Source organism: Stackebrandtia albiflava (assembly GCF_007994225.1).
Classification (GTDB): Bacteria; Actinomycetota; Actinomycetes; order Mycobacteriales; family Micromonosporaceae; genus Stackebrandtia; species Stackebrandtia albiflava.
Genome location: NZ_VLLL01000006.1, coordinates 1,395,420 through 1,410,862, shown reverse-complemented (window position 1 = coordinate 1,410,862; position 15,443 = coordinate 1,395,420). Strand labels below are relative to the sequence as shown.

Below are 15,443 nucleotides of genomic sequence, written 5' to 3'. Positions count from 1 at the left end.
ATCGCCGCCTTCAGTTCTTCGACGCTGATGTTGGACACACCGTCATCTTGGCGGAACTCAGCGGGAAAGTCCGTCAACTCGGCGACACTCCGCGCGCCCGAAATGTCGGTTTCGTCACGTGCGTGCCCGCACGGTCGCCCGGCGGCGGCTGACGCGGCACGAAGTCCCGAAGCCGGACGGCTTCCGTTGTCTCCCAGTGCCCGGGGCCCGCGACGCGACGTCGGCCCCGCCGGTGTCCAACACCCGCCGAATTCGTCTGTTCCGTTATAGCCAAATATGCACAAGCACTATTGACTGTCCACCCTCACTCCGTCAAGGTTCATCGCAGGTTCGCCGACCCGCCGTCCGACAGACCACGTTCCCGGTCCGCTCCACCAGCCACGGAGGACCCGTTGCTCGACTTCAGCCTGCCCATCGCGGTGGTCTTCCCCCTGTACTTCGCCGCGCTCATCATGGTGGGCGTCTGGGTCACCCGGAGGAACCAGAGCCTCGGCGACTACGTGCTCGGCGGTCGCGACCTCACCGGCCCGCAGGCCGGCCTGTCCGCCGGAGCCAGCGACATGTCCGGATGGCTTCTCATCGGCTTCCCCGGCGCGGTCTACGCCACCGGCGTGGGCGCGACCTGGATCGCGGTGGGACTGGCGGTCGGCACGTACCTGAACTGGCGGTTCGTCGCACCCAGGCTCCGCGCCTACAGCGAACGCGCGGGTTCGGTGTCGCTGCCGGGCTACCTGGAGGAACGTTTCGAGGACCGCACCCGCGTCCTGCGGATCATCTCCGCGGCGGTGACACTCATCTTCTTCACCGTGTACGTCTCCAGTGGGCTCGTCGCCAGCGGTGTCCTGTTCGGAACGATCCTCGGCGTCGACAGCAACGTCGCCGCGACCGCCGTCATGGTCGTGATCGTCGTGTACACCGCGTTCGGCGGTTTCCGGGCGGTCAGCCGCACCCACGTCCTCCAGGCGTCCCTCATGGGCTTCGCACTCGTGGCGCTCCCGCTGGGCGGCCTGGTCGTCATCGGCGGCTTCGGCGGACTGGGCGAAGACCTCGCGCGCGAGTCCGGGGCGCTGCTCAACCCGGTGACCGGCGCGGCCTTCGTCGAGGGGACGTGGAGCGTCGGCGAGTCGATCGGCTTCGTCGCCATCGTGTCCGGCCTGGCGTGGGGCCTGGGCTATCCCGGGCAGCCGCACATCCTCGCCAGGTTCATGGGCATCCGCAGCGTCGCCGACGTCGCAGAGGCACGACGCATCGGCACCGGCTGGGTCGTGGTCGTGCTGCTCGGCGCGACCCTGGTGGGACTGCTGGGCGTGTCGGTCCTCGACGCGCCGCTGGAGAACCCGGAGACGGTGTTCATCGTCGTCACCGAGCAACTCACCTCCCCGTGGGTCTCGGCGATCCTGCTGACCGCGATCCTGGCGGCGATCATCTCGACCGCCGACAGTCAGCTCCTCGTTTCGGCGACCACGCTCACCGAGGACTTCTACCGGGCCTTCCTCAACCGCCGGGCGGGCGACCGGATGCTCGTCGGAGTGGGCCGGGGAATGGTCGTGGTGGTCGCGGTCGTCGCCTACGCCCTCGCCCTCGGCGGCGGCTCGGTGCTCCAGATCGTCGCCTACGCGTGGGCCGGCTTCGGCGCCGCGTTCGGTCCGGTCGTCATCCTGTCGCTGTTCTGGCGCGGGATGACGTGGGCGGGCGCGCTGGCGGGCATCGTGACGGGCGCCCTCGTCGTGCTCGTGTGGCCGCTGGTCGACCCGCTGGAGACCGGCATCTACGAGATCGTGCCGGGCTGTGTCGCCGCCACCTTCGCCGCCGTCGTGTGCGGCCGGATGGGCCGGCGACCGCGCCGCCGGTGGGCGGGACCGACCGGACAGGACGACGGCGGGGACCCGTTGACGACCACCGCCGAACGTGTCATCCCCAAACTGTTCCGCACCGGCGGCCGGTCGGCCCGCTGACGGCGGCGGGCGGTGGAGGCGTGACGGCGGACCGGTAGTCTCGCGGGATGCGTCTCGTGGTGGCCCGCTGCTCTGTCGACTACACCGGGCGGTTGACCGCCCACCTCCCGATGGCTCCTCGGCTCCTCATGCTGAAGGCCGACGGGAGCATCCTGGTGCACGCCGACGGCGGCTCGTACAAGCCGCTCAACTGGATGACCCCGCCGTGCGTCGTCAAGGAGGAACCGGGCGAGTGGACGGTCGTCAACAGCAAGACCGGTGACAGCCTGCGCATCACGATCGACGAGGTACTGCACGACTCGACCCACGAGCTGGGAGTGGACCCGGGGTTGCGGAAGGACGGCGTGGAGGCGCATCTCCAGGAACTGCTGGCCGCCGACCCGAGCCCGATCGGCGAGGGCTACACGCTGGTCAGGCGGGAGTTCCCGACCGCGATCGGCCCGGTGGACCTGATGTGCCGGGACGCCGGGGGCGTGTCGGTGGCGGTGGAGATCAAGCGGCGCGGCGAGATCGACGGCGTCGAACAGCTCACCCGTTATCTGGAGCTGCTGAACCGCGACCCGTTGCTGGCGCCCGTGCAGGGGGTGTTCGCCGCGCAGGTCATCAAACCGCAGGCGCGCGTCCTCGCCGAGGACCGCGGAATCCGCTGTGTGACGGTGGACTACGACGCCCTGCGCGGCACGGTGGATCAGACTCAGCCGACCCTGTTCTGACCGGCACCGGACCGGCCGTTCGAAGGGGTCAGCCCGGTGAGGGCGGCGTCCGGCCGGTGGCCACGTCCTCCCACGGCCCGCGCGGGTCGTGCAGTTCACCGAGCTGCACGGTCTCGCGCTTGGTGAAGACGGCGAGCGTCCAGTCCGCCACGACCCGGACCTTCCGGCCGAAACCGGGCACCCGCATCAGGTGGTACGAGCGGTGCATGAACCACGCGATCAGCCCCTTGCCCTTGAAGCCGTACACGTGGGCGACGCCCTTGTACAGGCCGAGGGAGGCGACGGAGCCGACGTACTTGTGCACGTAGTCCTTGACCGGCCGCTGGTAGAGGACGGCGGCGATGTTCTTGGCGAGTCGCGCGGCCTGCCGGACGGCGTGCTGCGCGCTGGGCGAGCAGTACTCGGAGAAACCCGACAGGTCGGGGACCTGCGCGGAGTCGCCGGCGCCCCACGCGCCCTCGACGATCCCGGCGTCGTCCTCCACCTGGAGGGTCGGGCGGCAGCGAAGGTGTCCCTTCGGTCCCAGCGGCAGGTCGGTGTCCTGCAACATCGGGTGGGGTTTGACCCCCGCGGTCCACACGATGGTGTCGGCGTCGAACTCCTCACCGTCGGACAGGACCACGTGCCCGTCCTCGCACGACTTCAACAGCGTGTTGAGGCGGATGTCGAAGCCGCGTTGCAGCAGCTTCTCCACGGTGTAGGCGCCCATCTCGGCACCGACCTCGGGGAGGATCCGCTGGGACGCCTCGACCAGGGTCCAGCGGGTCTCCTCGAAGTCGAGTTCCTCGTAGTCCTTCATGGTGTCGCGCACCATGTCCTCGGACTCGGCCATCGCCTCGACACCGGCGAAACCGCCACCGACGAAGACGAAGGACAGCGCGCGGCGGCGCACCTCCGGGTCCGGGGTCGCCGCGGCGGCGTCGAGGCGGGCGAGCACGTGGTTGCGGAGGAAGATGGCCTCACCCATCGACTTGAAGCCGATGGCGTTCTCGGCGAGTCCCGGGATCGGCAGCGTCCGGGAGACCGAACCGGGGGCGACCACGATCTGGTCGTACTCGATGTCGCGGGAGGGGCCGACGATCGGCTGGACCGTGACGGTCTTGTCGGCGTGGCGGATGCGGGTGACGGTGCCGTTGAGGATCCGGCACCGGTGGAGCTGCCGCCGCAGTGGGATGACGCCGTGTCGCGGCGAGATGTGGCCGGCGGCGGCCTCGGGGAGGAACGGCTGATAGGTCATGTGCTGTTGGGGATCGATGACCATGACTTCCACGTCACCACGCCGGATGTCCTTGCGCAGCCGGTGGGACAGCTGGTCGGCCACGTAGAAGCCCACGTGGCCCGCTCCGACGATCACGATTCGTCTCACATGTCAATCTTGCACCCTTCCGGGCTCGCTCGGCCCGGTTTGTCACGAAGCTCTCACGCCCGGCGGCGCTATCCGGCGCCGTAGCAGACGAACGGCGACAGCGGTCGCCGCAGCGACGCGTCCGCCAGGGCCCGTGCGGGCGAGACCCCCGCCACCAGACCGGCGTGGTACGCCGTCATGACGTCCGCCGCCGCTCCGTGCTCCACTTTGGTCACGCTGGAGACGACCGTACCGGTGCCGGCGTGGAGCAGCGCCGCCGTGAAACCCAGGCTCTCCTCCCCCGCCGTCACGTTCGTCGACTGCCCGACGTCACACGCCGACAACGTGACCTGCGCGGGCGGCCGCGACAGGGCCGCGATGTCGTAGGCCATCAGCGGCCCGCCCGCGAAGTCCAACCGGGAGAACAGCACGTTCTCCGGTTCGTGGTAGCCGTGCGCGGCCAGGTGCGCCAGTCCGACACCGTCGAGGCCGGCGAGCACCATCGCGGGGGTGGCGTCACTCCCCTGCAACACCTCCGCCCCGGTGTGATGCCCGGCGATCTCCGACAACTCACGCTCGGCGTGGACCAGGTCCGGGCCGGAGGCGAGCAACACGCCGACACCACGCGCGACGACACGCCCGGCGGCACTCCACCACACCGACGCCGACGGCGACACCGTCACCGGACGGCCCGACAACGGCGGAAGCAGGCCCCAGGGCAGCGAACTCATCGCCTGGGTGGGCACGATCACGAGCTCGCGGTCACCGAGCAGCGGCAGCAGAGGCCGGAACAGCAGCTCGGCGAGCCGGTCGGCCTGGTTCCGGATCGACCCGCGCACCACCTTGGTCATCGGCTCGGGAAGACGCCGGCCGGTCAACACGGTCAGGTCGGCGTGGAGTCGCCTCACCGCCTCGGCGACCTCCGGCTCTCCACCCAGCTCGACCCGGTAGTTGCGGCCGTCCCGCAGTACGAGCGCGTGCAGCCGCCCCCGGTCGGTGACGTAGCTGACCATCATCTGCCCACCGGACGCGAGCCGTTCGTGGACCTGGCCCAGCCTCACCACCGGCACCGACTCCCCGCTGCCGGTCGAGTGCCAGGAGTGCTCCCGCAACCGGTGCTCCCACTGCCGGCACTGCGCCCGCAGGTCGGTCACGTCGTCGCCTGCCAGTTCACCCTCCCGGATGTCGTCGCGGGCCTTGCGGACCCGCGCCAGCAGTTCGGCCGCCTCCTCGTTCTCGGGCGGCCGCACCGGCGTGGAGCGGAACGTCTGCGCCCGGGACCGCTCCGCCCACGAGAACACGGTGCCGAACCTGCCGGAGTCCACCGCCAGCCGCAGCCCCATCTGGGCGAGTTCCCGACCCAGCGACGACATACCGGCCTGCATCTCGACACTGCCGAGCCTGGAACGATGCCGGTGGAGGTCGTTGAGCCCCAACCGGAGTTGGGTCAACGCCCCGGACGGGTTCCCCTCGGCCTCCGCCAGCTCGGCACGCGCGAGACGGCGGAGGGTGGGGAGGTGTTGGCGGTCGAAACCCTGCCGACTGACCGGCTCTCGCAACATCTCGGTGGCGGCGTCGAGTCGTGATTGCCTGATCAACGCCCTGGCCGCGATCGTCCGCACCAATACCGCGTCGTCCGGTACTCCCACCGCTGCGGTCTGGTCGGCGAGGCGAAGCAACTGGTCCACGAAGTCCTTCGATACCTCCCCGAATCGAAGTTGACTCTGACGCCGCAGTCGCTCGGCGTGGAGAATCGAGAACGATGATCCGATCTGGTGTGCCACTTCCTCGGTGCGGCGTGCCGTCGCCAATGCCGCCTCAGGAGAGTCGAGATCCAACGCGATGCGAGCCCGATGAATGTGCACGATCGCCAGGGCCCACCAGGTTCGACCGGACTTCCCGTAATCGCCGATGACGGAGTCGAGCAGCCGAGCGGCCTCCCGGAAAAGTCCGACTTCAATCAGGGCGTGCGCTTTGTTCAGCAACACTTGCGGCACGAGGTCTGGTGCGTGTTCAGCGTATCCCCGTAGTGCCTTGTCGTAGGCGATGAGAGCTGCGGGTATGTTGGCCGAATACAATTCCACATTGCCCTGAGAATGCCAAGCCTGAGCGAGGCGAACTGGTAGTCCGTGTTGTACAGCCAGGTCGATGCAACGCTTCAAGTCTGCCCGAGCGGCCTTGAATCTTCCGATCTCCGCTTGCAGACCACTGCGATTGAGCAGCATGATGGCCAACATCGACATAGGCGCATGCCGCTCCATCAACGGCTCGGCTTGCAGATACCAGGCCAAAGACTCCTCCAGTCGTCCCGCCTTCCAAGTGACCACACCTCGTTGCTGAAGGATGAGTCCACGGTGCTCGTCGGCGGCCAATGGCTCGGCGAGATCGAGAAGACGCAAGCCGTACAGATGACGGCCCTGTTCCGACTCCGCATACGCCAGGCTGTTCAGTAGGCGCGCGGTGACATGGCGGACCGTCGGGTGCGCATGGAACGGTTCCCGCTCCCGCCAACCCACCAGCTCAAGCCCCTGCCTGAGCAGGGCGGCACCCTCGGCCGGCTTGCCGAGGTTCATGGTCTCGGCGCCAAGCGCCTGCAGGCGCCAGGCTTCGGCGAGCAGGTCGGGATGGGGTTCGGGCGATGCCATCCCGACATTCTCGTTCATACGGCGGATCGTGACCACGGGTGGCGCCTCACTCGGCACCCGGTGACGATCGGCGCCGGTCAGTCGATGACCACCGAGGGGGTGATGACCACCGGTGGATTGCCGTGCCTGCCGCGCGGCGGCCGGATCACCAGCCGGAAGATGCCACGCGGTGCCGACTCGATCACGAACCGGCCCATCACGTCGGACTCGGTGCGGAACTGGTCGCTGGGGGTGCGCAGTTCCACCCGGTATTCACCCTCGGGTGACAGCCAGCCGTCCACCCGGATCCGGTCGTCGTCGAGCAGGGCCACCGTGACCATGACCGTGACCGTCGAGGACTCGAAGATGATGGTCCGGGCCTGTTCGGCGGTGTCGACACCGGCCCGGGCATCCACCTTGGACTGTTCGACCAGACTCGCCACCTCGGCGTCCAACTGCTCCAGCGACAACGCGAACCGCACTCCCGCGACCAGGTCCTCCGGCATCGGGTCCAGCGCGTCCTGCAACCGGCGCACCGCCGCCAGGTTGGCGGCGTCCACCTCGTCGAGCGGGGCGTCCGCCCCGGCGACGTTCCTCCCGGCCGTTTCCATCCTTCTCTCCCCTCAACCGTTCCAATCCGGATCAGCCTGCAAGAGTTCGCGGAGCTGATTGAGACAACGGCCCCGGCTGGGACCGATGCTGCCGCGCGGCATTCCCAGTGCCCGCGCGACCTCGTTGTAATCCGGTCGCTCCACGGTGGCGACCACCGCGACCAGATCACGGCAGCGGTCCGACAACTGCCGGACCGCCCGCCACAACGACGCGTAGCGCGGTGCCATCCCGAGCCGCTCCACCACGTCGAAGTCGATACCCGTCTCCCCGTCCGCCAACTCGTCCCACTCCCGGTCGGCGGGTGTCTCCCGACGCACCTTCGCCCGGATCCGCCACGCCTCCCGTTTGGCGGTGGTGACCAACCAACCGGGCAGCGCGGCGGGCGTGGTCAGCGACTCCACACTGCGCAGCAGCGCGAGCCAGGTGCTCTGCACCACGTCCTCCGCCTCGACGCGGTCGAGCCCCTGGCGTCGCGCCACCCGCCACAGCATCGGGCTGAACTCCGCCACCAGATCGTCCAGCGCATGGGCGACGCCCTCACGGGCGTCCCGCAGGGCGTCGGCGTATCGCTTGGCGTTTCCGGTGATCGCGTCCGGCACATCGATGGTCATGAACTCGACGCTATCCCTTCAAGACCCTGATCGCACCGGTCAGCCGCCCGGCGGCGGCCTCCGCCGAACGGTCCGACAGGTCGACACCGGGCAACCGGAGCATCGCCGCGGTCACGCCGGCGGCGGCCACCGGAGCCGCGAAGGACGTGCCGTTCCACACCGCGAACCCGCTGCTGAAGTCGTCGGCGTCGAACCCCTCCCGGCGACGACGCAGTCCGGCCGACTGCCGGTCGGGGGAACGCGAACCGCTCGCGAAGGTCGGGAACGTCGAGACCAGTCCGGCGCCCGTGGCGTAGCAGTTGACCCACGATCCCTCGTTGGAGAACATCGCCACCGTGCCGTTGGGGTTGAGCGCCGCCACGCTGAGGATCGGGGCCGCCGATTCACCGAGGTCCTCGGCGGCGAGGGCGGCGGGGTAGAACGGCCGCCTGGTGGCCTGGTTACCGGCGGCGGCGACGACTCCGACGCCGAGCCGCGCCAGTCGTTCGACGACCCGCATGAGGCCGGCACTGGGCTGGTCGTAGGGATCCTCGTCGACGAAGCCGAAGGACAGCGTGATCAGATCCACCGGGTCGGCCGACTCGTCACCGGCTCGGGCGCGTTCCACCTCGTCGGCCAACAGGCTCAGCGCGTGGATGCACTCGTGTTCGTAGACCAGCCCGTCGTCGTGCATGACGCGGATCGACCGCACCCTGGCGTCGGGCGCGATCTGCCGGATGAGTCCGGCGATGAAGGTGCCGTGTCCGAAGTGGGAGCTGACCTCTCCCAGCAGTGACTCGTCGGTCACCAGGGTGTCCCACGGGGTGTCCAGCGGCGGCCCCTCCGGATCGGAGTCGATCGTGATGGTCTTCTGCAGCTCGGTATCCACCGAGACGAAGGTGTCCCTGCCCTCACTGCGATCCGAGACGTCGAGCGCCGGGTGCCCCGGCGCGATGCCGGTGTCGAGCACCGCGATCACGGGACGCCGGCCACCCGGCATCGCCGCGACCGGACGACGGGTGGGCATCGGCGCGGCGAACTCGACGGGGAACCGGTCGGGGTAGGACGGATACGGGCCACCGGGCCCGCCACCACCGGGGGTGCCCGCTGACGGACCGCCACCCTTCGCCGCCACCAGCAGGTGTTCCAGGCGCAGGCCGTTGCCGACGCCCCGGTCGCAGTCGCCGTTCTCGACCGCCGCGCGCACGGTCTGCAGGACGGTCCAGGCGTCCACCCGGGTGGGACGGGTACCCGCCGCCCCCAGTTCGGCGCGGTGCATGCGAGCGGCCGGGCGGTCGGCGATGCGGCTGCGGTCGATGCGGAGTCCGTGTCCGGTGAGGACGTCGTCCAGGGCGGCGAGCCGTCCGGTGTCGCCGAGCAGTCTGTGGCACATCAGCAGCCGCTGGTACCGGTAGACGGTCCCGTCGGGCGTCGGTGTTCCGGCGGCCACCGGTGCGTCGCCGGGGCGCAACACCCTGGCGCGGTGGCGATCGAGGACGTGTTCGGGCAGCGACGGCACGCCCGACGACCGGTCCCGGCGTGGGTTGGGCGGCTCAAGGCTCGCCGACTCATCGGTGAAGACGATCTTCATTCCCGCTCCTGTGCTGGTCGTGTGGAATCAGTCTGGCGGCCGATCGCCACTCCCGTGTGGTCGTGGGGATGCGGCGGACGCTCCCCAGTGCGTCCGCCGCGGCCCCATGCCCCCGATGTCCGCGAGACGGCAGGATCCCGCGGCTCCTTGGCACCCCATGTGGCGAGGCCGGGATCTCTCTGGCAGGTGAGGGATCCCGGCCGGTCGGCGCGTTGCCTCCGCCCTCATAGAGCGGCGGCGGGCGCGTCAGATACCGGCACCGAGTGTGATCCGGGTCACAGTTTCAGAATTCGGGCACGCGCTCGCGCGCCGGCGTGGCACCGGCACGGAGCGTGGTCAGCGGACGTCGGGGTCCACCTGGATCAACAGCTGGGTGGCGCGGGTCAGGACCACGTAACCGACCCGGATCGTGAACCTCTCCACCAGGCCCGGGAAGTCGCACACCACGACGGCGTCGTACTCCAGCCCCTTGGACTCCAACGGCCCCACCAGGATGACGCGGTCGTCCTGCGGCAGGCGTTCGGCCAGTTCGGAATGCCGGTCGGGATCGGCGATCACACCGACGACACCCTCGACTTCGGACAGGGCGCGTCCGGCCTGCGCGGCCGTCTCGGTGAGGAGCGTGTCGGCGGGGACCTTCAACAGTCGCGGTGCCACACCGGTGCGGCGCACGGCGTCGGGGATGTCGGCGTCCGGTACGGCCTCCCGCACCACCTCCGCCGCGTAGTCGAAGATCTCGGCCGAGTTGCGGTAGTTGGTGCTCAGGTGGAACCGGTGCTGCGGCCCACGGCCGAGAGCGGCCCGCTGCGCGGCGGCCGATTCGGCCGGATCCGGCCAACTGCTCTGCGCCGCGTCACCGACCACGGTCCAACCCGCGATCTGGCCGCGCCTGCCCAGCATCCGCCACTGCATCGGCGACAGGTCCTGCGCCTCGTCGACGATCACGTGGGCGTACTCGGAGTAGTCGGCGCCCCGGTGCGCGCGGGGGGCGCGGGTGAACATGCGGTCCTGGATCGTCGTCAGCTCCTGGACGCCCTGGTGTTCCTTGACCTGCCGCGTGGGCTGCTTCGGTTCGCGGCCGAGCAGTTGGTCGAGTTCGTCCAGCAGCGGCACGTCGGAGACGGTGAACTCCTTGCCGAACGACTCGGCCAACTCCGCCAGTTCTCCACGGTGGAACGCGCCCTGCGCCGCCTCGGCGAGCCGGCGGCGGTCGGCCAGGGTCGGCAACACGTCGACCGGGCTCTGCATCGGCCACCAGCGGTCGAGGAAGGCGAGGAACTCGTTCCGGCCGCCCAGCTCCCGGGAGAACTCCGCCGGCACCAGGTCCGGCACGATCGGCTTGGCCTTGCGCCACAGGCCGACCAGTAGTGCGCGCCCGGCCTCCAGCTTGGCGGTGTTGGGCTTCATCCCCTTGGCGTGCACCTGGGTGCGCAGCGCCGCCAGTTCCTCCCGGGCGAGCCGCAACACCTCTCCCTTGTAGACGATGGAGAGTTCGGTCGGCACACCGGCCGGAGCGAGGCGGGCCGCGCGAGAGAGCACCTTCCGCATCCGCAGGCCGCCCTTGATCGCCGCGACCGACGGGGAGTCACGCCGGTCGGTGGTGACGCCGGGATACAGGTCGCCGAGCGAGTACAGCGCGGCGGTGTCCTCTCCCAGCGACGGAAGAACCCGCTCGATGTAGCGCATGAACACGTCGGACGGGCCGACGATCAGGATCCCGGCCCCCTCGAAGCGGCGGCGGTCCGAGTACAGCAGGTACGCGGCCCGGTGCAGGGCGACGACCGTCTTGCCGGTGCCCGGTCCGCCGGTGATGACGGTGGCGCCGCGCGCGGGCGCCCGGATCGCCGCGTCCTGTTCGGCCTGGATCGTCGCCACGATGTCACGCATCCGCCCGGTGCGGCGGCGGGTGAGCGCCGCCATGAGAGCGCCGTCGCCCACGACGGCGTAACCGGACTCGGTCGGGTCGAGCAGGTCGTCGGTGACGTCGGTGACGCGTTGACCGCTGCACCTGATCACCCGGCGACGGATGACGCCCTGCGGGTCGGCGGCCGTGGCCTGATAGAACGGCGCGGCCGCGGGAGCCCGCCAGTCGATCAACAGCGGCCGGTAGTCGGAGTCACGGAGCCCCAGCCGACCGATGTGCCGCACCTTCACCTCGCCCTCGGCGACGTCCTTCGGTGCGGCGGCCGGCGGCCGCTCGTCGGCGTCCACCCGATCGGCGTCCCCGGAGTCCCGCAGGTCCAACCGCCCGAACACCAGGCCCTCGTGCTGGGCGTCGATGTCGGCGATGCGTTTGGCGGCGTTGTAGACGAACACGTCGCGCTCGAACTGGGCGCCGGGCACCGTGGCCTCGCGGTGCCCGTAACCGGCCCGCTGCGCGCCCGCGGCGGCGTCTCGCAACTCCGCCAGCCGCCGGTACACCACGTCGACGTGCCGCTGCTCGGCGGCCATCTCGGTGTCGCGGACACTGAGCTGACGGTCGTCTCCAGACACACGGACTCCTATGGCTTTCGGGCTGCGGGCGAGCGATCAATTGTACGCACCGGCCCGGGCGGGGCGGCTCCGCTCGGCGGGGGGACAGTAGACATTCATATGTGTGGTTTTGTCGGATTCTCGACTGACGACCCTGCTCACAGCGTCATAAGGTGATCACAACGCCGCGGCCGAGGCGGGGGTTCCTCCCGACGACCACCCGTCTCGCCGCGCGTACCGGTTACCGCACATGCCGTCGACCACTGGGGGTGCATCTGGAGTCCCGCCCGACCGCGTTTCCTCCCCATCAGGTCGTCCCGTGCCGGAAGTGGGGCAACTGACCCGGCACGGACACGGCCTTTCGGCGGCCCCCTCATTCCTGGCCTTGAGGGGGCCGCCGGTCTCTCCCCCCGAATCCTGGTGGCCGCTCTCCCTCAGCGGCCACCAGGGTCGACCCGTCACGTGTCGCGTCGCCGCCAGGCGAGGCCGGCCAACACCAGTGCCACCACCGACACCACGGCCGCGGCGATCGACAGCACCAACGGAACCGTCCCACCGTCGTCCTCGGCGTCGGCCGCCGTCTCCGCGTCGGTCTCGCCCTCGTCCGCCGCGGCGTCGTCACCGTGACCGTCGCCGTCGCCGTCGCCGGGCACGATCGTCAACACCGGCGCGGGACCCGGCGGTTCACTGCCGTCGGTGGTCGGTTCGTCGATCCACGCCGACTCCTCGCCGTCCGAGTAGACCTGGATCACCTTGAAGATCAGCACTCCCGAGTCGGGCAGCGGGCCGACGCTCACCCCGAACTCGCCGAACTCACCCGGGTCGATGCCGGCGTCGTCGTCGGCCGTCCAGGTGATCTTCGACACCGCCTCGGTGATCTGCCGTCCGTGCAGGTCCACCGGTTCGTCCAGCTCACGCACCTCCATCTCCGCGGTCCAACCGGGAACCGGCAGGGTCCGCACCGATGCCAGTGGCGCGTCCTCGGGAAGGTTGACCTCCAGCCGGACGGTGGCCGCCTCGTCGGACTCGTTCGGTACCCGGAAGTCGAGACGGGCATAGCCGCCGGCCTCGGCCTCACCGGGGTCGACCGTGACGTGCGCGGCGGCCGGGCCGGCGAAGGCCAGCACGCCGACGGCGGCGCCGGCGAGCACGGCTGCCAGGCGGCGGATCGGGGTTGACATCGGGATTCTCTCCTTACATGACGGTGACGACCGTGCTCACGGTCGCCCGGTCCAGTTCACCGACCCGGATGGTGAAGGTGAACTCCCACTGTCCGGCGGTGGGCAGCGCGACGTCGGCCTGCACGTGGTTGGGCGACAGCAGCGCGAGCCCGATGCCCACGGGGGCGATGTCGGCGTCGAGTCGGCCGTACGTCGCCGACCACTCCAACGGTTCCAGGGGCTCGCCCTCCGGCGTGAACAGGTACAGGTGCGCGGTGTTGTCCCCCACGGCGACCGGTTCGATCTCGAACTGGAGGGTGAAGAGTTCGTCGGTCAACTTGACCGAGTACAACCGGCCCTCGTCGGTGACCCCCTCGCCCGTCTCGGCCGCGACCCGCGCGGGCACTGTCTGCACCAGCAGTGCGCTGCACGCCAGGATCACGGCCGCGACGGCGAGTTCCACGGTGACGAGCCGCCGGATCCGCGTGGTCGTGTCGGAGTGCTCGGCGCGGGCGACGGTACGGCGGGCGAGGAAGGCCGCCGCCAGCAGCACGGCGAACAGCCCGACCTTGACGAGGACCAGCCGCCCGTAGTCGGTGTCCAGGAGCGCGGTGACGGTACCGATCTCGATGACCGCCTGGGCCACCCCCGCGACCGCCAGCGCGGCGACCAGCCAGGTCGCCCAGATCGACCACTTCGGCAGGAAGTCTTCCAGTTCCCGCAGGCGGTGTCGCCGGAACAGGTAGACGGCCATCGTGACCAGGCCGCCGACCCACATGCCCATGGCGGCGACGTGAACGGTGTCGGTGAGGACGGTCAGCGGTGGCGCGGGCGAGGTGGTGGCGTGCCCCGACATCGGCCAGGTGAGTGCCATGGCCACCGCCGCGAACCCGGGCAGGACCCGGTCGGCGGTTCCGGCGTCGGGCCGTATCGCCCGGTACAGCAGTGGTATCGCGATGAGCACGGCCAACAGCCTGGCCATCGCGGCCACGCCGTACCGGGACTGCACGACCATGCCGATGTCGTCGCCCGAGACGTCGAACAGTCCGGCGCCCGCGGTGTAGGGGGCCTGCAGGTACAGGCCGATCACCGCGGTGACGGCGACGGTGGCGAGTCCGGTGGTGGCCAGCAGACGGGGGCCGCGTGGCGGTGGGAAGGCGGAGCCGCGGCCTCGCGCGGCGACCAGCAGCAGCCCGGGACCGAGGACGAGGGCGAGTCCGGCGTACCCGAGGTACCGGTTCACGAGGACCAGGGCGCCCACCAGTGGGTCGGCCTCGACGTCGAGCGCGTCGGAGTCGGGGGTGGCGGAGCGCTCCCCGATGGAGAAGGTGTAACCGCCGGGGACCGGGTGGCCGTCGGCGGAGATCACGCGATAGCTGACCAGGTAGGTGCCCCGGGGCAGGTCGTCGCGCAACCGGTAGGTGAGCACGTTGCCCTCGGAACGGGCGGGTTCGGCGTCGGCGCGTTCACCGTCCGGCGCGATGACGCCGGTCTCGGCGGCGACCACGGAGACCTGCTCGCTGAACTCGACGACGATCTCGGAGGGCGCGGTGGCGACGATCTCGTCCGCGGCCGGACTGGTCGAGACCACGGTGGCGTGGGCGTGGGCGGGGGTGCCGGCCAGCAGGACCAGCAGCAGGCCGGTCAGCAGCGACAGCGGTAGGAGGGTACGGGCACGGACGACGGGTGTGGGCGTCATGTGGTCACCGGTCTCGTGGAGGTGGAGGTGTCGACCGGTACCCTACCCAACGCCCACAGTAGACCGGCCTGCACGAGCGCGACCAGGTGTCCCGCCTCGTCGACGATCCCGGTCAGCCCGGAGGCGACGTCGAGCATGCTGGTCATGCCGAGACAGGCCGCCAGGACGACGGCCACCGGGACGAAGGCGCGCGCGCGTTCCGGGCGCACGGCGGCGAGCAGGAATCCCACCGCCACCGCGATGTCGAACGACGCCATCTCCCGGCTGGTGTGCACCGCGGCCAGGTCGGTGACCCCGGCGGCGGTGAGCAGCGCCGGTATCGCCAGGGTGAGTTGCACGACCGCGGCCACGCCGACGGCCCACCGCAGGACGCGGCGGCGGCCGGCGACCTGGGCGCGGCGGCGGACGGCGTCCCGCCGTTCCCGCTCCGTCGCGGCCGACAGGACGGCGGTGGTCAGGTCGGGCACGTCGTCGAACGCGCCACGCATCCGCAGTCCGACGGTCTCGGCGCGGGCACGCCAGCCGACGCAGTCCGGGCAGGCGGCCAGGTGCGCCGACACCGCGGGGCGGTCGTCGACGGACTCGCCGTCGAGAAGGGCCGACACGGCGGCGCGGGCTTTGGCACACGTCATGTGAAGGTGGTCGCGCGCAACGGCCGGAAAGTTCCCGAACCGTGCCGATT

11 protein-coding genes are annotated in these 15,443 nt (G+C 70.4%); 2 read left to right on the top strand and 9 right to left on the bottom strand.

Translation table 11 applies throughout. The features are described from left to right. Positions 1-392 precede the first annotated feature (392 nt). Together putP and nucS are read left to right on the top strand one after the other, a co-directional pair. Positions 393-1,955 carry a sodium/proline symporter PutP gene (putP, locus tag LX16_RS17435; RefSeq protein ID WP_244615860.1) on the top strand — a complete coding sequence of 521 codons (1,563 nt, stop codon included), beginning with the start codon at positions 393-395 and terminating at the stop codon, positions 1,953-1,955. Positions 1,956-2,002: 47 nt separating this feature from the next. Continuing rightward, positions 2,003-2,668, top strand: a complete 666-nt coding sequence (gene nucS / locus LX16_RS17430; RefSeq protein WP_147140145.1) for an endonuclease NucS — start codon at positions 2,003-2,005, stop codon at positions 2,666-2,668. 28 nt (positions 2,669-2,696) lie between these two features. Here the strand turns inward: nucS and LX16_RS17425 are convergent, their stop codons facing one another. The 9 genes from LX16_RS17425 to LX16_RS17385 all read right to left on the bottom strand — a co-directional run bounded on the left by LX16_RS17425 (position 2,697) and on the right by LX16_RS17385 (position 15,393). Further along, positions 2,697-4,034, bottom strand: coding sequence for an NAD(P)/FAD-dependent oxidoreductase (locus LX16_RS17425; RefSeq protein ID WP_147140143.1), 1,338 nt, complete (start codon positions 4,032-4,034; stop codon positions 2,697-2,699). Positions 4,035-4,102: 68 nt separating this feature from the next. After that, positions 4,103-6,676, bottom strand: a complete 2,574-nt coding sequence (locus LX16_RS17420; RefSeq protein ID WP_147140141.1) for a CHAT domain-containing protein — start codon at positions 6,674-6,676, stop codon at positions 4,103-4,105. 59 nt (positions 6,677-6,735) lie between these two features. Beyond that, on the bottom strand, positions 6,736-7,248 hold the full coding sequence (locus LX16_RS17415) for a hypothetical protein (RefSeq protein ID WP_147140139.1): 513 nt from the start codon (positions 7,246-7,248) through the stop codon (positions 6,736-6,738). Between the two features lie 12 nt (positions 7,249-7,260). Next, on the bottom strand, positions 7,261-7,860 hold the full coding sequence (locus LX16_RS17410) for an RNA polymerase sigma factor (RefSeq protein ID WP_147140138.1): 600 nt from the start codon (positions 7,858-7,860) through the stop codon (positions 7,261-7,263). Positions 7,861-7,870: 10 nt separating this feature from the next. After that, positions 7,871-9,430, bottom strand: coding sequence for a S8 family serine peptidase (locus LX16_RS17405; protein WP_147140136.1), 1,560 nt, complete (start codon positions 9,428-9,430; stop codon positions 7,871-7,873). 336 nt (positions 9,431-9,766) lie between these two features. Further along, positions 9,767-11,881, bottom strand: a complete 2,115-nt coding sequence (locus LX16_RS17400; protein WP_147140886.1) for a helicase domain-containing protein — start codon at positions 11,879-11,881, stop codon at positions 9,767-9,769. A 479-nt stretch (positions 11,882-12,360) separates the two neighbouring features. Then, complete coding sequence (locus LX16_RS17395) at positions 12,361-13,083, bottom strand: YcnI family copper-binding membrane protein (protein WP_147140134.1); 723 nt, start codon at positions 13,081-13,083, stop codon at positions 12,361-12,363. Between the two features lie 13 nt (positions 13,084-13,096). Beyond that, a complete protein-coding gene (locus LX16_RS17390) occupies positions 13,097-14,761 on the bottom strand; it encodes a copper resistance CopC/CopD family protein (RefSeq protein ID WP_147140132.1) in 1,665 nt (554 codons plus the stop codon). After that, a complete protein-coding gene (locus LX16_RS17385; protein ID WP_147140130.1) occupies positions 14,758-15,393 on the bottom strand; it encodes a zf-HC2 domain-containing protein in 636 nt (211 codons plus the stop codon). Before LX16_RS17385 ends, LX16_RS17390 begins: the two co-directional genes overlap by 4 nt. Positions 15,394-15,443 lie beyond the last annotated feature (50 nt).